This is a genomic window from Pseudomonas sp. NBRC 111138 (genome assembly GCF_001320835.1).
Taxonomy (GTDB): Bacteria; Pseudomonadota; Gammaproteobacteria; order Pseudomonadales; family Pseudomonadaceae; genus Aquipseudomonas; species Aquipseudomonas paracarnis.
The window spans coordinates 12,748-37,347 of sequence record NZ_BCBO01000094.1 but is presented as its reverse complement, the minus strand read 5'-3'; the positions used below and the strand labels follow the sequence as shown (position 1 = coordinate 37,347).

At 59.6% G+C, this 24,600-nt stretch carries 26 protein-coding genes; 4 read left to right on the top strand and 22 right to left on the bottom strand.

Going from position 1 to position 24,600, the window contains the following annotated elements; all coding sequences use genetic code 11:
- Positions 1 to 7 precede the first annotated feature (7 nt).
- Complete coding sequence (locus APH41_RS18165) at positions 8 to 235, top strand: YheU family protein (protein WP_003192759.1); 228 nt, start codon at positions 8 to 10, stop codon at positions 233 to 235.
- Between the two features lie 10 nt (positions 236 to 245).
- Here the strand turns inward: APH41_RS18165 and csrA are convergent, their stop codons facing one another.
- Complete coding sequence (csrA, locus tag APH41_RS18160; RefSeq protein WP_054896319.1) at positions 246 to 449, bottom strand: carbon storage regulator CsrA; 204 nt, start codon at positions 447 to 449, stop codon at positions 246 to 248.
- Between the two features lie 127 nt (positions 450 to 576).
- Positions 577 to 1,392 carry an SDR family oxidoreductase gene (locus APH41_RS18155; protein WP_054896320.1) on the bottom strand — a complete coding sequence of 272 codons (816 nt, stop codon included), beginning with the start codon at positions 1,390 to 1,392 and terminating at the stop codon, positions 577 to 579.
- Between the two features lie 329 nt (positions 1,393 to 1,721).
- Here APH41_RS18155 and APH41_RS28305 point away from each other — a divergent pair, with 329 nt between their 5' ends.
- Entirely contained in the window at positions 1,722 to 1,874 is a 153-nt protein-coding gene (locus tag APH41_RS28305) for a DUF3309 family protein (RefSeq protein ID WP_003192767.1), read from the top strand.
- A 103-nt stretch (positions 1,875 to 1,977) separates the two neighbouring features.
- Here the strand turns inward: APH41_RS28305 and APH41_RS18150 are convergent, their stop codons facing one another.
- The 5 genes from APH41_RS18150 to APH41_RS18130 all read right to left on the bottom strand — a co-directional run bounded on the left by APH41_RS18150 (position 1,978) and on the right by APH41_RS18130 (position 7,730).
- Positions 1,978 to 4,065: an LTA synthase family protein gene (locus APH41_RS18150; RefSeq protein WP_034126149.1), complete on the bottom strand. Its 2,088-nt coding sequence runs from the start codon at positions 4,063 to 4,065 to the stop codon at positions 1,978 to 1,980.
- 385 nt (positions 4,066 to 4,450) lie between these two features.
- Positions 4,451 to 4,642 (bottom strand): PLDc N-terminal domain-containing protein, encoded by a 192-nt coding sequence (locus tag APH41_RS18145; protein ID WP_003192770.1) that lies wholly within the window; start codon positions 4,640 to 4,642, stop codon positions 4,451 to 4,453.
- Positions 4,643 to 4,709: 67 nt separating this feature from the next.
- Entirely contained in the window at positions 4,710 to 5,240 is a 531-nt protein-coding gene (locus APH41_RS18140) for a hypothetical protein (RefSeq protein WP_054896321.1), read from the bottom strand.
- A gap of 41 nt (positions 5,241 to 5,281) precedes the next feature.
- Positions 5,282 to 5,797: an ankyrin repeat domain-containing protein gene (locus APH41_RS18135; protein ID WP_014719271.1), complete on the bottom strand. Its 516-nt coding sequence runs from the start codon at positions 5,795 to 5,797 to the stop codon at positions 5,282 to 5,284.
- Between the two features lie 106 nt (positions 5,798 to 5,903).
- On the bottom strand, positions 5,904 to 7,730 hold the full coding sequence (locus tag APH41_RS18130) for a long-chain-acyl-CoA synthetase (RefSeq protein WP_054896322.1): 1,827 nt from the start codon (positions 7,728 to 7,730) through the stop codon (positions 5,904 to 5,906).
- Between the two features lie 452 nt (positions 7,731 to 8,182).
- Here APH41_RS18130 and APH41_RS18125 point away from each other — a divergent pair, with 452 nt between their 5' ends.
- Entirely contained in the window at positions 8,183 to 8,461 is a 279-nt protein-coding gene (locus APH41_RS18125) for a DUF3509 domain-containing protein (protein ID WP_003172952.1), read from the top strand.
- A 108-nt stretch (positions 8,462 to 8,569) separates the two neighbouring features.
- Here APH41_RS18125 and APH41_RS18120 read toward each other — a convergent pair whose 3' ends face one another.
- The 15 genes from APH41_RS18120 to aroC all read right to left on the bottom strand — a co-directional run bounded on the left by APH41_RS18120 (position 8,570) and on the right by aroC (position 23,470).
- Positions 8,570 to 9,868: an FAD-dependent oxidoreductase gene (locus tag APH41_RS18120; protein ID WP_054920480.1), complete on the bottom strand. Its 1,299-nt coding sequence runs from the start codon at positions 9,866 to 9,868 to the stop codon at positions 8,570 to 8,572.
- A complete protein-coding gene (locus APH41_RS18115; RefSeq protein ID WP_054920477.1) occupies positions 9,865 to 10,443 on the bottom strand; it encodes a cytochrome c in 579 nt (192 codons plus the stop codon). The genes APH41_RS18120 and APH41_RS18115 overlap by 4 nt, the downstream gene beginning before the upstream one ends.
- A gap of 57 nt (positions 10,444 to 10,500) precedes the next feature.
- Complete coding sequence (locus tag APH41_RS18110; RefSeq protein WP_054920475.1) at positions 10,501 to 10,836, bottom strand: hypothetical protein; 336 nt, start codon at positions 10,834 to 10,836, stop codon at positions 10,501 to 10,503.
- A 213-nt stretch (positions 10,837 to 11,049) separates the two neighbouring features.
- The gene (locus APH41_RS18105; protein WP_054920472.1) at positions 11,050 to 11,664 is read right to left on the bottom strand and encodes a class I SAM-dependent methyltransferase; all 615 of its coding nucleotides are present in this window, start codon (positions 11,662 to 11,664) and stop codon (positions 11,050 to 11,052) included.
- 62 nt (positions 11,665 to 11,726) lie between these two features.
- Positions 11,727 to 12,287, bottom strand: coding sequence for a hypothetical protein (locus APH41_RS18100; RefSeq protein ID WP_054920470.1), 561 nt, complete (start codon positions 12,285 to 12,287; stop codon positions 11,727 to 11,729).
- Positions 12,284 to 13,078 carry a hypothetical protein gene (locus APH41_RS18095; protein WP_054920468.1) on the bottom strand — a complete coding sequence of 265 codons (795 nt, stop codon included), beginning with the start codon at positions 13,076 to 13,078 and terminating at the stop codon, positions 12,284 to 12,286. Before APH41_RS18095 ends, APH41_RS18100 begins: the two co-directional genes overlap by 4 nt.
- Entirely contained in the window at positions 13,071 to 15,917 is a 2,847-nt protein-coding gene (locus tag APH41_RS18090) for an ABC transporter ATP-binding protein (RefSeq protein WP_054920464.1), read from the bottom strand. Before APH41_RS18090 ends, APH41_RS18095 begins: the two co-directional genes overlap by 8 nt.
- The gene (locus APH41_RS18085) at positions 15,914 to 16,699 is read right to left on the bottom strand and encodes a hypothetical protein (RefSeq protein WP_054920461.1); all 786 of its coding nucleotides are present in this window, start codon (positions 16,697 to 16,699) and stop codon (positions 15,914 to 15,916) included. The genes APH41_RS18090 and APH41_RS18085 overlap by 4 nt, the downstream gene beginning before the upstream one ends.
- The gene (locus tag APH41_RS18080; RefSeq protein WP_054920459.1) at positions 16,696 to 18,087 is read right to left on the bottom strand and encodes an MBL fold metallo-hydrolase; all 1,392 of its coding nucleotides are present in this window, start codon (positions 18,085 to 18,087) and stop codon (positions 16,696 to 16,698) included. Before APH41_RS18080 ends, APH41_RS18085 begins: the two co-directional genes overlap by 4 nt.
- Entirely contained in the window at positions 18,078 to 19,556 is a 1,479-nt protein-coding gene (locus APH41_RS18075; RefSeq protein WP_054920457.1) for an MBL fold metallo-hydrolase, read from the bottom strand. Before APH41_RS18075 ends, APH41_RS18080 begins: the two co-directional genes overlap by 10 nt.
- An 86-nt stretch (positions 19,557 to 19,642) precedes the next feature.
- The gene (locus tag APH41_RS28860) at positions 19,643 to 19,804 is read right to left on the bottom strand and encodes a hypothetical protein (protein ID WP_156359065.1); all 162 of its coding nucleotides are present in this window, start codon (positions 19,802 to 19,804) and stop codon (positions 19,643 to 19,645) included.
- A gap of 329 nt (positions 19,805 to 20,133) precedes the next feature.
- Positions 20,134 to 20,403: a response regulator transcription factor gene (locus tag APH41_RS18070; protein ID WP_054896323.1), complete on the bottom strand. Its 270-nt coding sequence runs from the start codon at positions 20,401 to 20,403 to the stop codon at positions 20,134 to 20,136.
- A gap of 209 nt (positions 20,404 to 20,612) precedes the next feature.
- Positions 20,613 to 21,143 (bottom strand): acireductone dioxygenase, encoded by a 531-nt coding sequence (locus tag APH41_RS18065; protein ID WP_054920454.1) that lies wholly within the window; start codon positions 21,141 to 21,143, stop codon positions 20,613 to 20,615.
- Positions 21,140 to 22,303, bottom strand: coding sequence for an MFS transporter (locus tag APH41_RS18060; protein ID WP_054896363.1), 1,164 nt, complete (start codon positions 22,301 to 22,303; stop codon positions 21,140 to 21,142). Before APH41_RS18060 ends, APH41_RS18065 begins: the two co-directional genes overlap by 4 nt.
- Before the next feature lie 75 nt (positions 22,304 to 22,378).
- On the bottom strand, positions 22,379 to 23,470 hold the full coding sequence (gene aroC, locus APH41_RS18055) for a chorismate synthase (protein WP_003192786.1): 1,092 nt from the start codon (positions 23,468 to 23,470) through the stop codon (positions 22,379 to 22,381).
- 143 nt (positions 23,471 to 23,613) lie between these two features.
- Here aroC and APH41_RS18050 point away from each other — a divergent pair, with 143 nt between their 5' ends.
- The gene (locus APH41_RS18050; RefSeq protein WP_054920452.1) at positions 23,614 to 24,576 is read left to right on the top strand and encodes an alpha/beta hydrolase; all 963 of its coding nucleotides are present in this window, start codon (positions 23,614 to 23,616) and stop codon (positions 24,574 to 24,576) included.
- The last annotated feature ends 24 nt before the right edge of the window (positions 24,577 to 24,600 follow it).

The following is a 24,600-nucleotide window of genomic DNA, read 5'->3' as shown; positions in this document are numbered from 1 at the left end:
GGCTTGTATGCTGATTCCCTACGATGCACTTGAAGTCGATACCCTGACCCGCCTCATCGAAGACTTTGTCACCCGCGACGGCACCGATAATGGCGACGACACGCCCCTGGAAACCCGCGTGCTGCGCGTGCGCCAGGCGCTGACCAAAGGCCAGGCGCTGATCGTCTTCGACCCCGAGAGCGAGCAATGCCAGTTGATGCTCAAGCACGATGTGCCCAAGCACCTGTTCGACTGAAAAGCTGCGCCTAAAGGTTGGGTACCGGCACGGGATGGGTAGCCTGGCCCTCGCCTTTGAGAATCTTGCGGTACACCTCGGAGCGGTACACGTTGACGCCCATCGGCGCCTCGATGCCAAACTTCACATGAGTGCCGTTCACGTCAAGGATATGCACGGTGATGTCATCGCCAATGGCGATGGCTTCGCCTATGGCACGGCTTAAGACCAGCATGGCGGTAGTCCTTTTCCAGTAACAGGACCTCGACCATGCCCCCTTGGCGCTGGACCGACAATGGCTTGCGGGCAAATCAGGCATCTCCTACACAGGTAGGTAACTTGCCTGACAGACCCCAGCCAAATCAGGCCTTAACAGCCTGCGCCTTGGCGCGCATCTTGTCGGCCATCAGGGTCATTTCGTCATACAGCAACTGCGGATTTTTCTGTTTCAACGCCCAAGCCATGCGGCCTTGCTCGTGGGGCAGGATCATGAATTCGCCTTCGGCCACGCGCTGGTAAATGTAGTCGGCAATATCCGCCGCCGAGATGGGCGAACTCTCAAGCAACTTGCCCACTTGAGCCTTCATGGCTGGGGTTGGCCCACGGAACGAGTCGAGCAGGTTGGTCTGGAAAAACGACGGGCACACCACATGCACGCCCACTTCCTGTTGCTTGAGCTCCACCAACAGGCTCTCGGACAACGCCACCACGCCCGCCTTGGCCACGTTGTAGTTACTCATGGCGGGGCCCTGCATCAGCGCTGCCATTGACGCGATGTTGATGATGCGGCCCTTGCTCTTTTCCAGCAGCGGCAGGAACGCCTTGCAGCCTTTGACGACGCCCATCAGGTTGATTGCGATCTGCCAGTCCCAATCCTCCAGGGACAGTTCAGCGAAGAACCCGCCCGAGGCCACGCCGGCGTTATTGACGATCACATCGATGCCCCCGAGCTTCACCTCACAGGCCTGGGCGAAGGCCGTGAGCTGGCTGTAGTCACGCACGTCACAGCGCTGGATAAAGCCATCCCCCCCTGCTTCGCGAACCTGCTTGAGGGTTTCCTGCAAACCGGGCTCGCTGACATCAGACAACGCCAACTGCCAGCCTTCACGGGCCCAGCGCAGAGCGATTTCGCGACCCAGGCCAGACCCGGCGCCAGTGATCATCATGCGGTTTTGCATAGGAGGTAGCCTTGTGGTTCACGAAAGAAGTGACCGGCAGTGTAGCGAAGGTTTTTGCTCTACCCACGCACCATCAGGGTGATGAATGCCCCGGGCAAACCGCGGGCCCGGTCGCAAGCGTGCCTATCGACTAAGTTCAATTTTTTTCAACTGATTAGTTCAAGTTGCGCACGCGTTAAAAGAAATAAGCGTCACATCAAAATGTTTTATAAAAACAATGAATTTTCTACGAAGTAGCAGAGTCGGAATGGGTAAGGCGTCCCACTGTACATGGACGAACCAACGGTTAAACAGCCGGTTTTTGCAAAGAACCTATAAGGAATAAAACCATGAGCCTCATTCTGATTATTATCCTGATCCTGCTGCTGGTCGGTGGCCTGCCCGTGTTCCCGCACTCGCGTAACTGGGGTTATGGACCGTCGGGTATCCTGGGTGTGGTGCTGGTTGTTCTGCTGGTGCTGTTGTTGCTCGGCAAGATATAAACGCCGCGCTACGCTTTTTGTAGGAGCGAGCAAGCTCTCTCCTACAAGTAAGAAAGCAAAAAAAAGAGGCCCTCTAGAGGGCCTCTTTTTTATTGCCGGTCAGTTAGTCCGGTTTGCCATCTACCACACCTGCGGTGTTATCCAGCAGGCTCTTGGTCGCGGTCTGCAGGAACGACTCGAGCTTCTGCTTGAGCACAGCTTCGTCCGGCGACTCAGGAATCACCTTGCCAGTCGGCTCGGCGCCCAGTGTGTATTCCCACAACTTGGGTGGCATTTCCTTGGGCAATACCAGTACGCGGTCGCCGGTGAGCAAGGCCACGGTCTGGTCGCTGCCCGATGGCTTGATCACGCCGAAACCCTTGTCACCTTCCGGCAGGTTCAGCAGGTCGCGGCCCCAGCACTGGTGCAAGGTATCGCCGCCCAGGCGGCCCATGATGGTCGGCACGATGTCGATCTGGGTGCCCACGGTGTGGTCACGCTCACCGAACTTCTCGCGCATGCCCGGTGCAATCATCAGCATCGGCACGTTGAAGCGACCCAGGTCCATCTCGGTGATCTGCTGCTCATTGCCAAAGCCGTGGTCACCGACGATCACGAACAGGGTTTCCTTGAAGTACGGCTCCTTGCGGGCCTTTTCAAAGAACTGGCCCAAGGCCCAGTCGGAGTAGCGCATGGCCGTCAAATGCTCGTTGAGGCTGCCACGGTCGGTGACTTTCTCTACCGGCAACGGGGTCGGCAATGCGTACGGCGTGTGGTTGGACAGGGTTTGCAGCAGTGCGTAGAACGGCTTGCCGCCTTCGCGGGCCTTCAGTTCTTCCAGGCCACGGTTGAACATGTCCTGGTCGGACACGCCCCATGTAGGGTCGGAGAACACCGGGTCGACGAAGTCATTGCGGCCGATGAAGTTGGTCATGCCCTGGTTGCTGAAGAAGCCCGACTGATTGTCCCAGGCAAAATCGCCGTTGTAGACATACACATCGTCGAAATCACGCGCACTGAGCAACTGCGGCAGGCCCGACAGCTTGTGGCTGCCTTCCGGAGTCTGCATCAGGTATTCGAAACCCGGCAGGTTCGGGAAGCAGGCCATGGTGGCGAACATACCCTGGTGGGTGTGGGTGCCGTTGGAGAAGAAGCGGTCGAACAGCAAGCCCTCGTGGGTCAACTTGTCGAAGTACGGGGTGATATTGCCCGGACGTCCCAATGCGCCCACCGAATGACCAGCGAAGCTTTCCATCAGGATCACCACGACGTTCTTGATCGGCAGGGTTTTCTCGGCCGGTGGCGTGAAGTCACGGCGCACGGCAGCGGTGTCGGTGTCTACCAGCTTCTCTTGCGGCAGCACCAGCATGTCACGCACGGTCTGGGTGGCCAGCGGTTGTTCCAGGGTCGCCTTCCAGATGTTGGCGCGGTCTTCACCAAAGCGCGCCTTGGCCGCCGCGATCAGCGACAAGGTGCCATTGAGGCCCAACTGGTTGGCGAAGTTCGAATCGGTGGTGTAGACGTCACCCCAACGCAGCGGTGGCCCCTGGCGCAGGGTGCCACGGATGGCGACCACGGCGACCAGCAGGCAAACCATGAACACTGCGATGCGGCTGTACCATGGCGCCACCTGGCGCGTGCTGATAGTGCCGCCGCTGAACGGGCCCCGTGGGCGCGTTGCGCGGTCAGCGCCCTTGAAGGCCATGCTCAGGATCAGCGTGCCCACGGCCCAGGCCAGCAGGTAACGCACCACCGGGAAACCGTACCAGAGCATGCTCATCACGGTTTTCGGGTCTTCCTTCACATACTGGAAGACCAGGCCGTTGAGGCGCTGGTGGAATTCGCGGTAGAAGTCCATCTCCATCAGGCCAAGGAACAAGGCGATGCTGGACGCGACGGTCAGCCACAAACGGAAGAACCCGCGCGCTGCCATGGCCCGCACGCTGAACAGCGCCAACAGCAGCGGGATCAGCAGGTACATCACCAGGCGAATGTCCAGGCGCAGCCCGTTGGCGAAGGCTTCGAGGAACGTCGAAGCCGGCGTATCGAGGATCATCTCGCGGTTGTAGACCAGCAACGCCAGGCGCAGCAGGGAAAACATCACCATCATGACCAGTGCGCAGAGCAGCGTGTACGCCAGATGGGATTTGACGGTCGGTTGCAGCAGGCGATTTGAAGCTCGCTGCTGATTCAGGGCGTCCGGGTTTGCCATGTCGTTTTAGGACCCATTGGAAGTTTAAGTTGCGAAATAATGCAGTGGCGTCCGTCCCTCGCCCAGGCTGGCTGGGGTAGGCGGTTAACGCGGTGGCACAAATGGTGCCCGATCAAGGCCGGCAAGGCTATTAATTACTGAACGCATGCCACGGCCCTGCCTTTAAGGGCGCTGGAGATAGAGCCCTGGCAGCCGGATAAAGCCGGAGAATTGTCTTGGATGGGATGTGAAAATTTCGTGCGGCGAATACTTTCGACACACAAATCTGCTGTCGTAGGAGCGAGCTTGCTCGCGAAAAACTCAAAGTCACCGCGTTCATCCAGGAAGCACGCGTTATCGTTGACGTTTTTCGCGAGCAAGCTCGCTCCTACACTGGCATTAGGGCTCAGATCCGCACGTTACCGCGCGGCCCGGCGATAGCCCAGATGATCAGGCCCAGCACTGGCAACAGCAGGATCAACAGGATCCACAACACTTTGGCGCCGGTGCTGGCGCCGCTTTTGAACACGTTGATGATCGCCCAGATATCCAGCGCGAGGATGATCAGGCCAATCAGACTATTAAACGTGGAACCCATGGTGTCGCTCCTAAGTGAGGGCATGCACTTGTAGGATAGTCAGCCTTGGCGCGGGTTCCGTTTTATTTCAGACGTGTACGGCAATCTTCAAGGCTTCAAGCGAGGGCTCGGCCTTGATGCCGACTTCGGCACACAGTTCCAGCACTCGCGCCAGGTCGTTGCCGAACACCAGCACTGCCTGGATCTCGTCATCCAACAACTGGCTGAAGTTCATCAGCACATAACCGCCATCTTCCGGGCTCAGGGCGCTCATCTGGATCTGGATGCGGTTGAGCGCGGTCAGGTCTTCGGTCTTGGCCAGTTGCTTGGGCTTGAGGTTGAACGCCACGCCCGGACCGAACGACGCAACGATCTGGGCAAACAGGTCGCCATAGGTATCGGCCTGGAACAACACCGTGTCCGGCAGGCTACCGACCACCACCCACTCCCCCAGCGGGATCGGGAAACTGTCGTCGTAGTTGATATCCGGATTGGCCGCCAGGAACGCCGCCGGGTCCGCGTAGGCCTGGGCCGCTTCTTCGGCGATACGCGCTACTTCATCGTCCCCCATGACGCCGGCGCTGATTTTGCTGATGAGTTCGACGAGGGCGGTTTTCATGGGGCGATCCTGTAACGGGCAAGTTTTGAAGGGCGCGTAGCCTACACCAGTTTCTGTAACTGCGCCGCCGTATCCACCGCGCCCATGGTCTGCGCCGCGGCCAGTGCCGTCGCGCCTTGTGCATCGGTGGCCTTGGGGTTTGCGCCTTTACCAAGCAGATAGTCAACCATGTCAACGCGGTTGAACATCGCCGCCATCATCAAGGCCGTACGCCCGTCCGAGGAGGCCGCGTCAATCGGCGTGCCGCCCTCGATCAACGCCTGGACCACCGGCAGATTGCCTTTGAACGCCGCGCCGGCAATCGGCAACTGGTTCTTGTCGTTGGCGATCAGGGGGTCGGCCTTGAACTCCAGCAGCACTTTGACCGCCTCGGCATGGCCGTGGTACGCCGCGAGCATCAACAGGGTGTCGCCATTGTGATTACGAAAGTTGGCCGGCAGGCCTTTCGCCAACAGTGCGGCAAGCATGGCGGCGTCGCCGCGCCGCGCGACGTCGAAGACTTGCTCGGCAAACTCGGCGGCTTCGTCTTCGGTCATTTGTTTAGGCTGATCTGACATGGGGGCTCCTTGCTGAGGCGACTGACATAACTGTTTAAGGCGCCCAGTGTCGCGATGGAGTTCCCCGGTGTCATGGCTTTTTTGTCAAAAGCCGCCATAGCCAGAATCAATAACGGAATTGCCCGCCCTGGATCTGCGCCAGCAATTGCCCGGTCACCGGCACATAGCTGTCCGAACCCGGCAACCAGGCGTAGACCGGGTCATTGCCAGCCTTGTCCGGGTCGAACCCTTGCTCCTTGAGCTTCACTTTCTGGTACTTGAACGTGCCGGTGGTTTCCATCTTCACCTTGATCCGCAAAAACAACGGCACCGCATAAGGGGGCAGCTGACCGTGGGCGAATTGCAGCAGTTCGCGCATGTCCAGGCTGGCCAGGGATTCGCTGGGGGTGATGGCGACCATGCCTGCGCGGCCGTTGGTGTTGTCGATCTCGACGCCATAGGCCACCACTTCAGCGATCTGCGGGTGTTTCAGCAGGACGTTTTCCACCTCGGTGGTCGAGACGTTTTCGCCCTTCCAGCGATAGGTATCCCCCAGGCGATCGACAAATTGCGCATGGCCGAAACCGATGCTGCGAACCAGGTCGCCGGTGTTGAAATAGCGGTCGCCTTTTTCGAATACGTCGGTCAGTACCACCTTGCGGTTCTTTTCCGGGTCGGTGTAACCGTCGAAGGGCGACTTATCATCAATGCGCGCCAATAACAGGCCCTGCCCGCCAGTGGGCACCTTGACCATGAACCCATTGTTGCCGCGCAGCGGTTCGCCGGTGTCATGGGCGTAATCCACCAGCGCCCAATGCTGCAGGCAAAAGCCGATGGTGTTGTCAAAATTCAGCACGTTGGTAAAGCCGATATTGCCGTCGCTGGCGGCATACAGTTCGCAGATATGCTCCACGCCATAACGCTGCTTGAACTGCGCCCACACACCGGGGCGCAGGCCGTTGCCGACCATCTTGGTCACCTGGTTATCGCGGTCCTGCGCACTCGCGGGCTGGTCGAGCAGATAGCGGCACAGCTCACCGACATAGCCCAGAGTGGTCGCCTTGAACTGGCGTGCATCGTCCCAGAACTGGCTGGCGCTGAATTTGCGCCGAATGGCAAAGCCGGACGCGCCGATAATCGACGCCCCCCAGCACACGCACAGGCCGGTGGCGTGGTATAGCGGCAAGGTGCAATAGAGGACGTCCTGCGGCCCCATGTCCAGAGCGATACTGCCGAAGCTCACGGCGGTTTTGGTCCAGCGCCCGTGCTTCATGATGCCGGCCTTGGGCAAGCCGGTGGTGCCGGAGGTGTAGATATAGAAGCAGGGATCGTGGAAGAACACCTGCGCGGAACTCGCCGGGTTGTCCACCGGGCTTTCGGCACTGGCGGCCATCAGGTCGATGTAGCCGTCGGGCACCCTACTGCCCGGCTGATCGGCCACGAACCAAGTGCGCTCGGCCGGGATCTGGACTTGATCGCGCACTGCTGCGTAAGGGCTCAGCAATTCGGCACCGACCACAATGGCAACCGGCTTGACCAGGGTCAGGCTGTGTACCAGCGCCCCTTGAGTTTGCGCCGTGTTGAGCATGGCGCAGATGCCGCCCAGCTTGGCCACGGCCAGCACGTTGAGCAGCAACTCGGGGCGATTCTCGATAAACAGCGCTACCACATCGCCCTTGCGGATGCCCTGGGCCTGCAAGTGATGGGCAATGCGATTGGCGCACTGATTGGCGTCGCGGTAGCTGATCACGCTGTCCCCATACAGCAGGGCAGCACCGTCAGGGTTACGCAAGGTGGCTTGTTCGAAATGCCAGCCCAGGCCGCAGGGTTGGTTGGGGTCGGTGACGTTGGCCGCACGCATGCCGCGCACCACCCGTGGGAGCGCCCGAACGATGGCAGGCACCTTACGCAGCATCATGCGCCAGGTGATCATGTCGACTTGCTGATGAGTCATGGAGGGACGTCCCTTTTCTTATTCTTGGTCTGGTCCAGGTACATCGACTGGTGTAGCGGAAAATACGTCAGCGGTTCTTTGGCTGTACACGCGGGATTTGAAAAGTTTTGTATCCCGTGGCGGCCGCCCGATGCCTATCCCCCTGACACTCCACCATTTAAATGTGGGAGCCGCCTTGCCTGCGATGACGGCCTGCCAGCCGACCGGGATTTTTCCTGGCAAAAGGCGGTCAGTATCATTACAGCCCTTCCCCTCCGGCCCGGAAAATCACCGGGCAGATAGCGCAAAATGCAGGATGCACGATGGCCCTTCATGCAAATTGCACGAAAATGAAAATCCTATAAATTTATAAATGACTGATTTATAAGGATTTTCTAGAAAATCCAATACTGGCACAATCACTGCACCTATCACTCCATGCTTGCCAACTTGAGCCAATGGAGCTGATAGACATGAGCCTGATCCAAGATAAATTCGCTTCGGTATTCTCCAACTACGACGTCACCACCCAGCCACGTCCGGACGGCGGTATCCTGTTGACCCTGCGCAACAGCGAAGGTAAACAGGTCAAGCGCTCGATCTCTTATCAGCAGTTGCACACCGCCGATCAACTGACCTGGGTCATCAGCGCCATTCGCCGTGACTTGGCTGAACAAGCCAGCGAACTGCCGCAGATTTCGATGTTGCAAAGCCAGAACCGCTTTGCGCTGCCGACTTATCATTCGGCCTAAGCGACAGTATCCAGTCCTGAATAGGTTTACACCTGGTTCTTCCCGACGCCCGATGCATTGTATCGGGCGTTTTTATTCGGTCCCGCAGCCCTCTTAGTGGTCCCAAGTCTAGCCAAATGCCTCTTTGACCAAGCTGTCGAACATGCTGTAGGTCGACAGCGCTTCACGACGGTGATCTTCATCGCTGGCGTCCAGGGGTGTGACCCGCAAGGTCTGGATCTCGATGACATTGCTGGCTGCGTCATGCTGGTAGTGCAGGAGCACCGAGATACCATAGTTGTCGCCACACAGGCTGTAGCAGACATTCATATACTGCGGCTTGAGCAGCTCCAGGCCGTGCATCTGGCTATGGATGGCCAAGGCACAGACCCTGGCCTGGCATGTCGCAGCGAAGGCCGACTTGGGCAGTTTCTCGGCGTAGGCCGCGTCGCCGATCACATGCACATCCGGTACTAGCAGGGATTCCAGGGTTTGGGTGTTGACCGGACACCAGCCATGCTCTGCGGCCAGGCCGTTGTGCCGTGAAAAATCATCTGCCTGTTGGGGCGCAATGATATTGATCACATGGCCGCTGACCGGACCACCCTCGGTCAGCAACTGCCCCTTGGCTTCGTCGAAACCTAGCACGGTCCCCCCCTGCAAGGCGCCGACCCACTGGATGGTGGCCTGCTTACTCCCATAGCCATAGAAACGTTTCCAGGCCTGCTCGAATTGCGCCTGCTTGGCAAACCGCGGCTTGGCATCCAGGACGATCACCCGAGAATCGGGCTTGTGGGTCTTGAGATAATCGGCAATCAGGCTGGCCCTTTCATACGGCCCGGGTGGGCAGCGGTAATCGTCCACGGGTACCGAGATCAGCACATTGCCGCCGTTGGGCATGGCCTCCAGTTGCTGCCGGAGCAAGCGCAGTTGCTCGCCGCCGCCCCAGGCATGAGGTACACGACTGGACACCGCCTCGCTGTAACCGGCGATGCTGTCGTACTTGTAGCCAATACCCGTTGCCACTACGCAGCGGTCAAAGCCGAGCACCGAACCGTCCGCGAGCCTGATCTGCTTTCGTTTGGCATCGATCAAGCGCGCCTTCTGATGGACCACCTCGATGCCCTCGGCTCGTAACTGCTCGTAACCAAAGACCAGGGTTTCTTCGTCCCGCTTGCCCACCAGGTATTCAACCCCCAGCAGGCAGCAGTGATACTGCCGGCTGGGCTCGACCAGAGTGATGCCGACGTTGGCGTCCAGGCGCCTGAGAGTACGAGCGAAAGTTGCGCCGGCAAAACCACCGCCGATCACCACTACCGCATAAGAGTGGGCCGTCACGGCCACCGCAGGTCTGGCCAGGGCCTGGATCGAGGAAACGCCGATGCCCGTGGCCAGCCACCTGAGCAGCAGCCTGCGTTGTGGGTTCATCGAAATAGAGCCCCCTGCGCGCAACCTTGTAGATACCCCAGAAGCTGCTGCAACTCCTCGCCTTTGAGGGCAGACATCGCACTGGTCATTTCCTCTGGCATCGTTCGTTGGCCTGTGACCATATCCTTCAGCACTCCTTGCATATACTGCGCATTCTGTCCTCTCACATACGGCGTATCTGCCTGCTCCTCATGGCAACTGGAACAGTATTGCGCGTACAGCCGCTCACCCTGTTTGTGTGCCTGGGACGAGGCCCCCCCCAGCGATTCTTTCGGCAGGCTGCTGTAATACTCGGCTAACTGCCTGAGCGTCTGGTCGTCGTACCCTTCCATCGCCCGGTTCATGATGGTGCCTTTGAGAGTGCCGTCGCGATAAGCCGCCAGGGTCTTGTACAGGTAGGCCTCGGGCTGGCCGGCCAGCGAAGGAATCGCCCCCGGCGTGCGCTGTCCCTCGAAACCGTGGCAATTGATACAACCGTTGCTCAACATGAAGAGCTCGCCACGACTGCCTGCTTGCAGACTGGGAACCGCGAAAAACACTAGGCCAATCAACAACGCCCCGATAACCACGCGCATAGCCTGGACTCTCTCTGCGTATCGGCCGCTGCATCGGCGGCCGAGTAATTCCTTCGACTACTCAGTGAGTACGTTGCTCATGTACACCTTGGTGTGACGCAGGTACTCCTTGGGAATGTGGTAACCGCCGTAGGCTTTCACATGGCCGTCGATATAGCCGCTCATGGCCTCGCGCGAAGCGAATATCCGCTTGGCTCGCTCGAAGGTCGCAGGGTCGCGGTAGATCATCAGGTGGATCAGCGGCTCGCCCAGTTCGGTGGGGATCAGGTTGATCACCTTGACCCCTTCCTTCGACTTACCCGCATAAGTCTGCATGTGCGCAGCCTGAGAGGTGACGAAGGTATGCAGGAACGCCTCTTCCTGACCCTTGGGCGGCTCGAAAATGATGGTCATTGCTTTGCTGGAGGAGGTGGCGGCCGAGGCTGGGGCTGTCGGGGCCTGAGTCTGAGCCCATGCATGGCTGCCAAAAAACCAGATAAAGCCGACTAGGCCAAGACGCGCTGTAAGATTGCTCACCGTTATCACCGTTATTGTTACCAATGGTTTTTTATGTCGAGCCAAGCATGTCCGGCGAGCGGACCTGGGATGGCTGACTCGAGGCTTTTGCTATTTGTGCAGCACGACTGAAATCATTTTCCCGTCCAAGTCCGCCGTGGGGTTGGCCGTATCCCTGGGCGCAACCTGCACGGAACTGATTTCCACGCGGCGATAGTGTTCGAACATCACACGCTGGTACTCCTGCGGCAGCAAGGTCCGGATGCAGAAAAGGGCGAGGCGCCCGCCATCATCGAGCAGCGACTGCGCGGCAAACTTAAGGAACCTGAGGTTTTCGTTGTCAACCGCCGCCATTTCATCGGCGAACGGATCGAAGAAAATCGCGGAATAACGCTGGCTGCTGGTGTCAAGCTGCTGCCAGTAGCCGGGGTGCAACTGAATGTTCTTACGTACGCCCTTCCAGCGCTCGGCCTGGAGCAGCACCTGTGGGTGGGGCTCGACAATGGTATGGGACGCCGGGCCGAACTCCTGCAGGATGCTGGCCGAGATACCCATACCGAAGCCGATTTCCAGTAGCCGGTCATCAGGCGTGAGCTTGAGGTCCTCGACCATCCTGCGGATCAGTGGCCTCTCCCACTCATGCATGACGTACTCGTTGCCGATGCGCAGTGAATCGCCGGTGTAGACCGCCTCTGTCGCCAGATAGTCCTTGCGTTGCGGGTCCATGAACACTCCTTTTCTCGTCAATCACGGGTAGGTACGGCGATCACTCCAACAGGCAGACGGCGTTACCGCACCAGTTTCAATTCGGGCCTGCCGACGAAGGCTTGCGCCGGCGTTACATTCGATTTCAGCAGCAGTGTCTGGAACCCGTCCTTGAACGGAACCCTGGCGAGGATCGCGATACTCAGCTCTTCGAGGTACAGCGAAAAGCCTTGGAGCATCTTCAATGGCAGACCGGCAAGTACGGCATATGCGATTTCGAGCAGTAACTGGTCGAGATAGATCACTAGGGTTCTTTCGCTGTACCGGTGCAGAATCGCTTCCAGTTCGATGGCAAATACATGGTAGAGAGTGTTGAGGCTCTGGCTACCGTAGCGACCAGCATAGGAATCGAACAACCAATCCATCTTGCGAGCCCCATAGACCTGCTGCGGATCGTAGAACTCCTGCTCGAAGACCAGGGTCTGGATCCCCAAGCTGCCAGCCAGCGACAGGACCGGGGCATAGCAGGTCGAGCACCCGGACAGAACTAGCAGGTCACCATGTGCGCACTGCAGCGTATGCAGGTGGTTTTGCAATAACTCCTCATCGAACTTCCTCGCACGGCGCATGAGAATCACGTTCATCTCATCGAACTCCTGAAGCCAGCCTCGCAGGCCGTCAATGCCTCGATATGCCGCGTACGGGTAGCGCCGACGATACAAGCGTCTACCTGCCGATGATGAAAGGCGTAGTGCAGCGCAGGCGCCAGCGGAATATCGCCGCCCGCCAGGCAATGCACGGCGTAGAGGCGGGATCGGGCCTTGATTTGGCGCAAGTAGCCGGCGTAGCTTGGGCATTGCATGTTCAGCAGGTTGACCGGCACCGCGGCGCCGGCGAACGATCGCTCTCTCAGCACCTGCAGGAAGCCGGCGCTGGGGTGGAACCCCAGGAGAATTCGCGAGGCAATCGCAATGGCCGCCTCCATCTGTTGCAGGATCGCTTCGAGCAGCGCGTATTGCTGTTGCGCAAGCAGAATGTCCAGCCAGTCGCCCCCTAGGGTCACTAGGCCCGGCTGGCAGTAGTGGATGATATCGAGGTCTTCGGCTATCTGTTGCGCATCGGCGGCGAAAGTATATCCAGGAGCCGTGTAGTAGTACTCCGGGTTGGCCTGGATCTGACGGACACTGACGCCCTGCCCCGTTGCCTGCTCGGTGACTCGCAGCAAAAACCGCGAATGATAGATATGCCGCGTTCGTGCGCCCCCAGCCAAGGCATTGCTGACAGCCTTGGCTGTGGACCAGTCGCCGCTGGCCAGGCCCAGTCCGGATTTGGCCAGAACCCTGCGCGCGATCTCCTCGACCTGTTGCGCCGAGTAAGGACTGCCGTAACGTTTAAGAAACCCCCGGTCGCCCAAGTACAGAATCGGCTCATCCATGAGTCTTTCCTCGCTCCGGGCAATCAACTACCAGCTCGCCGAGCTCTATGTCATTTTCCAGTCGGCAACGATGATCCACCAGCACCAGGGTGTTACCGCTACGCTCGGCGTAAAGGTGCAACGCTTGCACACGCTCGGCCAACTGCTCCGCGCGCAAAGCACTGAACGGCTCGTCCAGCAACAACAGATGATGGCGGTCCTCCGGCAACGCGCTCAGCCAAGTATCCAGCCAGCCGCTTGCCCCGGGTTCACCGCCGAGCAGCGCCAGGGAATTACTGTCCAGGTAATAGCAGGTTGATGTCATGGCCTTCACCATGCCCGCCTCTTCGATGATCACGTCGGTGATACCGGCCACGCCCTTGAGGTAATCGCTCTTGCCAGAACCGGAGTGCCCCGATAGCGAATACAACCGGCTCCGTTCCAGGCTCAGGGCACGATAGGCATGTTGAGCAATAAAGGGAGCAATGCTCAGGCTTTGCCCAGCAATCGCCACGACCACCGAGCTTTTGGGCCGGGCAAAATGCTGCAGACGCTCCACCGACACCGACTGCGACTTGAAACCTGTGACGGCCAAAAACACATTGGCCAGATCGGAACGCACCAGTAACAAAGCCGTGACCGCGAGCACAAAAGCCGAATCGCTGGGCCGGTAGAGCCAGCCCATCAGGACCACCAGAACAATCACTAGGTCGCTGAGCAAAGTGCAACTGGCTGCCGTGACGGTACGGGTGATAACACTGCGCATGCGAGTGGTGTAGAAATGCCTCACCCCCTCGACTATCGTCCCCCGCTGAGTGAGCGCTAGCCAATCTCCCATGCGTTCAAAACCCACGCCACCGGCCCGGGAAATAGAAAACGTCACATGGGCCGAGCGCAATAGGGAGTCAAATCCCTTAACGCTTTCCACCCGGGTCCGATATAGCTCGTTGATCGAAAGCCGGTACAACCCCACCAGCAAGCCGCTGAACAGCAGCGCCACCGCGATGCCGAACAGGCCGAACCCCATCCACAAGGCCACGCCATTGCACAGCAATAGCGCGATAATCCAGGCAATGTCGTGGGCATACCAGGCAATACGTTCGAATGTCGTGGTGACGTCGCGAGAAACCACCTGCAGCGCATCGGCCAGGCCAGTGACCCGAATGTCTCGCAAGCCATCGGTGAACAAGCGGGAAAAGCGGCTGCGCAACAGATTCTCGATAAACAGCCCGGCAGCGATTCCTGCCCCTACCCCGACCACGGCATACAACACAACCTGCCAAGGCGAGAAGCCTGCCTCTGGTAGCGTCAGGTTGGCGGCATAACTCATCATCAGCGCCGGCACCATCAACATCAGCACACCCCAGCCACAATACTTGAACAGATCGCCGAGACTGAAGCGATCCAGTGCCCGGCAGTTGGCCGGCACCGTCGAAGCCGTCCGCTCACTAACCTGCACGGGTGAGCCTTTGCGCTGCGCTATCGCTCTTGCTGCCGATGGGCTGAAGCTTACCCAGGACAGGCACTCCAAGGCGTCTTTCACTGCCAGCGCGGCCGCAGCGTCCAACGCCGAGAGGTCGTGGTCGATATTCAGGGTTCCGTCCTGGGCACGGGCCAGAAACACCCCGCGCAGCAGTTGCAGGCGCAGGCGTTGTCCGGCAGAGAGATTGCTCCCGTCCAGCTCGATGGGCAGCTGCAGGACCTGCTGTGGGTTCGGCCCCAGCTCGGGTACCAGCCGGAAAGCGCCCAGCAACGCGTGCAGGTCCTCGCGCTGGCTCTCCAGCGGGCCAGGAATCAGTTCGACCAGCTTCGCAGGCCAGACCGGCCAGTCGGCATCGAACTCGATCACGCCCCGGGCCAGATCGGCGGCGGCGGGTCGCAGCACCGAATGCCTGGAGGAATTCTGATACAGACCATTGAGTGCTTCCAGAGAGCGGCCGATGGCCTTGTAACTCACATAGGATCGGGGCAGCGCTAGCACCGCCGCCAGCAACGGGATGCTCAGCCAGAAAATCGCCCCTTCCCAGACCGTGGCCGATTCCGAGGTGCCCAGCAGCCCCAGCAACACAAAGGGAATCAAGCGACCGAAACCGATGATGTAGCTGTCGGCACCACGCAACAGAGTATCCAGGTTGCGCAGGCAGCGTTCGCCCCCCAGTGTCCGCTCGATGCTCTGCAAGACCGTCCGGTCGGCGAACTGCTTGAGCCACGGGCCTTTACGCAACCATGCCGAACACCGTTCGATACGCTGCGCCGCCATATCCATGATCCGCTGGTAGTTGCGGTCTGAGAGCCAGGACAGCAGATAGGAAAGCGGCAGGAACACACCGATCACCGCAACCGCCCAGAAACCTGCCGTGCCAAAGACCAACAACGCCTGCAGGATTGAAAGCAGCAGGAAAACCGGAATAGCCAACAGGTTAACGCTAGCACCGATGCCATCGAGAATGACGCTGAAATCCCGCGAAACCACCCGCTCCAGCACCGACACATCTACACGGGGCTGCATCTTGCGCGCCAGAAGGCGCTCGAACTCGCGGCATAACGTCAGGGAGATGTAGCGTTCCAGATTGAGCTCGCTCACCATCAGCAAAAAACCGCTGATGGCCAAGAACGCCAGGAGCACGGTGTCCGTCAGTACAATATCGACGATGCCTTGGGCCGCCACCAGTGTGCTCAGCTTGTAGATGAACAACAGCGGCACGGCGTATTGCAACAACGACACCCATACATAAGCGCCGACCGCCCAGGGCGCAAGGCTGAAGGCCAAGCCGAAAAAGCCGTCGGCGAAAGCTCGCTCTTCGGAGCGAGCGAACGGCTGATAGCGTAATGTCGGCGTAAAACAGTACATCCACTTCACGACAGCGCCTCCTCGCAGTACACCCGACCAGGCTCCAGGGCCTGTACACGCAGCAGGCAGTCTTGGATTTTCTGCAGATCATAATAGTGGGCGGGAATCTTCCGGCACTCACAGTAACGGGCCACCCATTCCTCCAGACTCCACGAACTTACCGGCCCCACCCCCAGGAAGCGGCTCAAGGACAAGATGTCGAACCACACACTGCGCTGCAGGGAATGAGTCTCCAAGTCGAGGATGCGCACGCCATCCACGGTAACGAGCAGATGCTCCGACTTGCAGTCACCGACGCTGATGCATTGCAGGTCGAACGGCGGCAAACGGCAGCGCGACGACAGGCAGGGATCGAGAAACTCAGGGGTACTGCGGTGCCCCATGACCCGCTGGATATTCGCAAGGGCCGTGGCATGCATCGCCGCGTAGGCCGCGATCACTTCAGGCAGGTCGGCCGGACCGGGCAAACGCCCTTGAAGAGACTCCAGCACGAGTACCTGGTGCCGCGCATCCTGACAGCGCATGCCTGCGATCGGCCCCGAGCGGAACAGCAAGTATCCGCTGGCTTCGGCGGTATAGGCCGCCTCATCGAAATAACGTTTGATCACCACCTGCTCGCCCGAGGCCACGCACACGCCCGAGCAGACCAGGGACTTCACCGACTGGCCAAGTACCCGCAAAACCTGATAACGCTCGGCCAACAGCTCGGCAAGCGCCTGTCGCTGCTGCTGTACCTGAGCTGCGCCGAGGAGTTCGAGATGCACATGCTCAAAGGCTCTTTGCCGGCTCATGGCGCAGTCACCAGGGACAGCTCATAACTGCGCAAGGCACGTCCATAGTCCACTTGCTCGTTGTAATACTCGAGCCAGAACGCCAGTGGGCTGTCATAGCGATCGCAGACATACCACTGCGATGCCGACAGGTTGAGCAGCTCCCATATCTGCAACTCGCCGAGAACCAGCTTGCAGAAATCGCCATGGTCGACACGGATGCCGTAGGGATAACGCTTGATCGCCCCCTCGCCTTCGTCCGGCACCTCGATGAACTCGACCCTGGACACATCCAGCACCCACTGGTGACCGGCGCCGTCGTCCCGGATCAATTGCAGCACCGCACGGCACGGACTAACGGGGCGCCCCAGGTAGTTGCTCTGAGCCATCAGGACCTGGCCGTAGCGAGTAATCAGCCAGGTCCTGGCCATTTCGTCGAGATGGGCCTTGATCCGCTGTGTATCAAGAGAGACCGTCTGGCGTCGCCCTTTCGGTGGGCAGGGCCCTATCTGTTCCTCGGATGCGCAGATCCAGCCAGCCGGTTCGCCAGGCCGAGCCGGCGCCACGTCAAAGCTTTCGCCGGGTGTCAGTGAGTGCACCGCTCGCAACAAAGACAGTTCGCTACAGATCTGCGCAAGTTCGAGGTTCGACCAGGGGTGATGCGTCTTGCCAAAGGGATCGCGATATCCATTGCCCGCGAGGAGCAGGGTCGGCACCTGGTTCAGTCGGCGCATCGGTCTGTGTACGATTTCGTCCAGCAGACGCAAGCCGGACAGCCGGGTGTAGCGTTGGTCCGGCACCGGCAACAGGTTGTCCAGGCCAATCGGCCCTTGCGTCCCGCTGCACTGGAAATTATTGGTCATAACCATGACCTGGGGCCAGGCAACGGCTCCATTATTGACATCGGCAAAGTAGACGTCGGCGATTCGGGTGTCGGACTGGATGAACACCGCCTCGCGGCCCTGATGCTCGACATGCAGCGACGCTACCCGGCTGTCCCAGAACAGTACCTCGGTGAAGGGCATGTAGAAGCGCAGCCTCAGCGAGCCGATAACGAACTCTGCCTGAGTATCGACCCGCCGCACCTCGTAACCGCATGCACGGACAATCGCCTCGGCCGCGCCGGGAAACAGTTCCGGGACATAGACCACTTTGCGCTTGAGCAAATGCCCACAGTCCGACGACAGACGGCGCAAGGAGGGCGGGTGAAAGTGCTGCAGGTGCTCGGTGGTCAATACAATGCCATCCACCGCCGGCATACGCTGCAGATCGACGTTGCGCGCCGGGATTATCGCAAACTGCCGGTCAGCATCGGAACCGAAGCCACCACCCAGCACCGGGTCAATCAACACATGGCAATCACCAGCCTGCAGTGACCAGCTTTCGTGGCCGATCATCGTCAGTTGCATGGGCACACCTCAAGATTGCGCATGCTGCGCCAGATGATTTTCGCCAAGAGCTCAGGACTGCCGTTCTCGCCGTAATAGCTGTAGAAGAACGGGATCAGGCCATCGAAGATGCCGGTCTCAAACCAGGACTGGACCGAAACGCCGACGATGTCCCAGACCTGCAGGTCCCCTTCGACCATGCCGATGAAGTCCACCAAGGGCAGGCATACTCCAAAGGGATACAGCCCCACCAGCGATTCGAGCTGGTTATGCGCCTCAGCCTCGAACTGGCCGCTGATCAGATTCAGTGCATAGCTGTCCTGACGCCCCAAGGCATGGGCGACAAAACTAAAAACGATTCTTTTCGGCCCGAGCTTGCACCCGTTGTAGTGAGACATCGCCAACACCTTGCGTCCGGTGATAAACAACATCAGGCTTTTCGCCAGGCGTTGCAGCTCGGCTTGCGCACGTCGCAGCAACTCTTCATACGCCTCGGCGTCCTGCACGTCCGGGCGTACCGATGCGACCACCTCGACGGTCTTGCGGGCATCGATGAACTGGTCCAGCTCCTCCATTAGCAAGTTGTGCTGCACCTTATCCACCTGAACCCAGTCGATAACCGCCTGCGGCCTGGGATCAGTGTCCAGGGCAAAGGCTTCGCCTGGCAGCAGGCCGACAATATTGGTGTCCAGGCTGAGCTGATTGGCCAAGCGGCTCAATGTCGGCTGATCGGAAAACGGGAAAGCGGCGAAACCGCCCAGGCGCTTGATGAACCCACCACCGCAAAGGGCGATGTTCTCGGGTTGCACCGGAAAATCGTCCATGTAGCCGGTCAGCACGGCGCTGAGCACACCAATCCCCAACGGACCGACTTTACGGTTGCTGTCACTTGCGTTCTTGCCCCAGTTTTCCAGGGACTGAAAGGCTCCTGGAGGCGATACCCTAGAGTTGTTCGAGACGATCACCAGCTTGGGCGGTACCAGTCGTCCTGCGACGATATCGGTCTTGAACACTTCGGACACCAGGGCATCCACAGCAATGAAGATGCCACCGCTCGACTGCTCGGCCTCCTCGATATGCACCTGGGTGACCCGGCTTTCCCAGAAGGCGGTCTTCGGATCCGCCGGGTAGAAGCGTAGGCTCAAGTCGCCGACCCGCATTTGATCGGTGTCGTTGACTTGCGTAAGGGTAAATCCGAGGTCACGGATGCATTGTTTGACCGGTTCAACAATGGTCGCCCCCACCACAAACTGGGCGGAACGTGGTAACAGATTCAGCGACTTGATATCGAAATGATCGGAATGTTCGTGACTGAGGAAAATCAGGTCTATATCGGAAAGTGCGGCGGCATCGACGGTACGCGGCGGATAGATCTCGATCCGGTGCTCGTCGACCAGCCCGAAGTCTTCACATAACAGCGGGTCAATCAGGATCCTTGTACTTCCATGTTCCACTAGCCACGTTTGATGGCCGATAAAGATCGCCCTCATGTCCACCTCCCTGATCGACAACTGAATACTCAGTACCCAAAAAATGAAAAAGCAAGAAAGGACTTTCTTGCTTTTTCGGGGTCAGTTCAACGGTGGTACGCGCAGCTCGCAGCCTTGGTTTCGGAAACACGGGTCTTGGACTTCTTGATGGCATCGCTCAAGACCTGCAACTCTTCCTTGCTGAAGAATACTTTCTCGACGTCTTGATGATTGGGTGCGGTCGCACCTTCCTGGATCTTCTGGTTCATGGCTTGCTCCTTGTCTAAGTGTTTGCAGGTATGCCAAAAGGGTAATGGCACTTGCAAAAGCCGAGTCGCGGATAGGCAGCGACATGCCAACACTAGAATCCCGGTAGGGTGCACGCAATGGAAAATGGCCGGCAACAGCATCTTTGGGAAACGTCCGACAAGAAGGCGAGAACTCTAGTTTTTCGGCGCAAATACACATCGCAAAGCTTGTCTGAGTGCGTGAACAGAAGCAGAAGGGCTCTTGCATCAATGGGCGTCTTCGAGTTGAGCGAATTCAAACGCAAAAAAGGGCCGCGGCGCCATTGGCGTCGCGCCCCTTTTTTGTGCCTTCAGCACAAGCCCTGGCGTGCGGCCTCATTCTTTGCCTGTACACGGTTGGTGACATCCAACTTGCCGTAGATGTTGCGCAGATGAAATTTAACCGTGGCTTCAGAGGTGGCGCGAATCTGGCTGATTTCCCAGACGGTCTTGCCCTCGGAGGCCCATCGCAGGATTTCCAGCTCGGTGGAAGTCAGGGGCTTGCCGGACAAGCTCATGCGTTTTCTGATAGCCGTCGGCACGATAACCAACGGGCGATACGTCTCCTCGGGGCCACTCATTGCTCTCTCCTTATATCTGCTGATGCGCTGCCATCTTTCGGATTCCTCCCATTGACAGATGGCATAAACATTGACGCCGAACAGAGAGTTACATAAAGAGCGGAATCAAAGCGCACAGCACCGAACAAACAGCGTTGCCCTACAAATAATTAAGTTTCTTCCCACAGCAACTTCCAACTTGCCAGGGTTGAACATTCAGTTATCTATGCTTAGTCATCCAGCCCTGGAAAGCGGGTGGCAATCGCATCACCGGTCAAAGAGGGCGCAACGCCTTGGGCCGTGTTGAACAAACGCAGTGTCACACAGTGCGGGTTTTCGCCGATGTCGAACCAGTGCGGTACACCGGCCGGGATGATCAGCAAGTCATTCTTCTCACAGCGCAAGCTGTACACATAGTCGCCTATGTGCAGCGTAAAAAGCCCCTGGCCTGCGATGAAGAAACGCACTTCATCTTCACTGTAGGTACGTTCATCCAGGAACTGTGCGCGTAACTCGTCTTTCTGTGGATGGTCGTGGGTCACGCTGACCACTTCAACAGCGGCGTAGCCCAGAGCATCGATCTGCGCCTGGTACGCGGCGATCGTCTGCGCCGCACTGGCGCCCTTCTCGATTGGGCTGGGCTGCCAGCGCTCGAACCGCACACCGTGCTCGGCCAGGGTCGACTGGATGTCGTCGGCATGGGTCAACACTTTGTTCGGGGTGTCCGGGGTGGCGATGGAGTAGACGGCTACATAGCTCATTGCACGGTTCCTTGGTTCGGCTCTTGCAATCGAAGGCCAATGATAATGGCGGCGGCCAGCGCCGCGAGGCTGGCGATACTGAACGTGAAGGTTGGCCCCAGCAGATTCCAGCTGTAACCGGAATACAGGGCGCCGAGCGCGCCGCCGGTGCCGGCCAGCGCGGCATATAGGGCCTGGCCCTGGCCTTGCTGGCGGTCACCGAAGCTGCGTTGCACAAAGGCAATCGCCGCCGCGTGGAAGCTGCCGAACGTGGCGGCGTGCATCAACTGCGCCACCAGCAGCAGCCAGAAAACCTCGGCAAATGAACCCAGCAGCCACCAGCGCAGCGCCGCCAGCAAGAAGCTGGCGAGCAGCACCCGGCGCACCGAAAAGCGCGCAAGAATACGGCTCATGGCCAGGAACATCAGCACTTCCGCCACCACCCCAAGCGCCCACAGCAGGCCGATCACGCCACGGCTGTAGCCCAAATGCTCCAGGTGCAGGGTGAGGAAGGTGTAATACGGGCCATGGCTCATTTGCATCAGCGCCACGCAGGCATAAAACGCCAGCACGCCTGGGCTGCCCAATTGCTTGAGAAAGCCATCGCCGGCCAGGCGGTTGCCGTGGCTGGCCGGCTGCGCGTTCGGTACCCACAGGCTGGCGCCGATGATGCCGGCCATGATTACCACGACCACCACCGGGTAAATATCCAGGCTCAGCCAATCGAACAGGCGCCCCATAACCACCACGGTGAGGATAAAACCAATGGAGCCCCACAGACGGATCTGGCTGTAGCGCGAGGTTTGCTTGTGCAGGTGGGCCAGGGTGATGACTTCAAACTGCGGCAGCACCGCGTGCCAGAAGAACGCGTGCAGGGCCATCACCAGCGCCAGCCAGGCGTAGGTTTTGCTGACAAAAATCAGGCAGAAGCTGGCCAGGGTGCACACCGCGCCGAAGCGCACAATGGCCAGGCGCCGGCCGGTGTAGTCGCCGATCCAGCCCCACAGGTTGGGGGCCACGCAGCGCATCAGCATGGGAATGGCCACCAGCTCGCCGATGCGCGCGCTGGAGAAACCGAGGTGGTCGAAGTACAGCGCCAGGAACGGCGCGGTCGCCCCCAGCAGGGCGAAATAGAAGAGGTAGAAGCTGGAGAGGCGCCAGTATGGGAGCGGTGGGAGCATGTTATTGGGGCTGCTGCGCAGCCCAGCGCGAGCAAGCTCGCCGGCCACAACAAGCTCGCTCATTGCCCCAGGCGATCACAGTTGGCCCAGTATCGGGGTACTCACGCGCACATCGGCATTTTGCCCGCGGTTGCGCAGCAGATGGTCCATCAACACGATGGCCATCATGGCTTCGGCAATCGGTGTGGCACGGATGCCGACGCACGGGTCGTGGCGGCCCTTGGTGATCACGTCCACCGGGTTGCCGTGCACATCGATCGAACGGCCAGGCGTGGTAATGCTCGACGTGGCCTTGAGCGCCAGGTGCGCCACGATCGGCTGGCCGGAAGAAATACCGCCGAGGATGCCGCCCGCGTTGTTGCTGAGGAAACCTTCAGGGGTCATCTCATCGCGATGCTCGGTACCGCGCTGGGATACGCAGGCGAAGCCGGCGCCGATTTCCACGCCTTTCACCGCGTTGATGCTCATCAACGCATGGGCCAGTTCGGCGTCGAGGCGATCAAAGATCGGCTCACCCAGGCCCGGTTTCACGCCTTCGGCCACCACGGTGATCTTCGCGCCGACCGAGTCCTGGTCGCGGCGCAACTGGTCCATGTAGGCCTCCAGTTCCGGCACCTTGTCCGGGTCGGGGCAGAAGAAGGCGTTGTCTTCGACGCTGTCCCAAGTCTTGAACGGGATTTCAATCGGGCCCAACTGGCTCATGTAGCCACGGATGACGATGCCCTGGGTGGCCAGGTATTTCTTGGCGATGGCGCCAGCGGCCACGCGCATGGCGGTTTCACGCGCCGAGCTGCGGCCACCGCCACGGTAGTCGCGTTCGCCGTATTTGTGGTGGTAGGTGTAGTCGGCATGGGCCGGGCGGAACAGGTCCTTGATCGCCGAGTAGTCCTTGGACTTCTGGTCGGTGTTACGAATCAACAGGCCAATGGCGCAGCCCGTGGTGCGACCTTCGAACACTCCGGAGAGGATTTCGACTTCGTCCGGTTCCTGGCGCTGGGTGGTGTGGCGGCTGGTGCCGGGCTTGCGGCGGTCGAGGTCGCGCTGCAGGTCGTCCAGGCTCAGCTCCAGGCCTGGCGGGCAGCCGTCGACAATGGCGACCAACGCCGGGCCATGGCTTTCGCCCGCGGTGGTGACAGTGAACAGCTTGCCGAAGGTATTGCCGGACATGCAGGGCGCTCCGTGAAATCAGTTGAATCAAGTCAACCGTAATAACTTAAGGCGGCCAGTATACGCAGGCTAACCGACTAGTTCATCCTCGAAACCTTACCGGTAGACGTTGGTCCAACCGGCACCTCTCCAATGATGGCGCTATGATGCTGCGAGTTCTGCTGTTCACCCTCACCCTGTTCACCGCCGTGGCCCAGGCCGCCTCCCCTGTTGTCTTGCAACGCCCGATCAGCCTGGACACCGGCAGCGGCCAACTCTTTGGCTCCCTGCTGTTGCCGCAATCGGATAAACCGGTGCCGGTGGTGCTGATCATCGCCGGCTCCGGCCCCACCGACCGTAACGGCAACAGCGCCGACGGCGCGCGCAATGACAGCCTCAAGCGCCTGGCCTGGGTACTGGCCCGGCATAACATCGCCAGCGTGCGCTACGACAAGCGCGGCGTGGCCGCAAGCCTGGCGGCCACGCCGGATGAACGCAACCTGACCCTGGAGGCGTATGTGGACGACGCCGTGGCCTGGGGCAAGTTACTCAAGGCCGACAAGCGCATGGGCCCGCTGATTGTGCTGGGCCACAGCGAGGGCGCGCTGGTCGCCGCCCTCGCCGCGCCGCGACTTGAACCGGCCGGGGTCATTTCCTTGTCTGGCAGCGCCCGCCCGGTGGACCAGGTGATCCGTCAGCAACTGGCCGATCACTTGCCCCCTGCCCTGCTGCTGCGCAGCAATGAAATACTCGATCACCTCAAGGCCGGCCAGGTGGACGCCGACGTGCCGCGCCCATTGGAGGGTATTTTCCGACCCAGCGTGCAGCCGTATCTGATCAGCCTGTTCCGCGCCGATCCGTCGGCCGCCTTTGCGCGCCTGGACATGTCGGCGCTGATCATTCAGGGCACCAACGATATCCAGGTTGGCGTAGGCGACGCCCGGCAACTGAAGCAGGCCAAGCCCGACGCGCAGTTGACGGTGATCGAAGGCATGAACCACGTGATGCGCATCGTGCCCAATAACGTGAAGCAGCAACTGGCCTCCTACAATGACCCGAAACTGCCGCTGGCTGCGGAGCTGGGCCAACGTATCGTCAGCTTTATCGAAGGACTTCAACCCCGTTAAGCGGCAATTGGCCTCCAGTCCTGG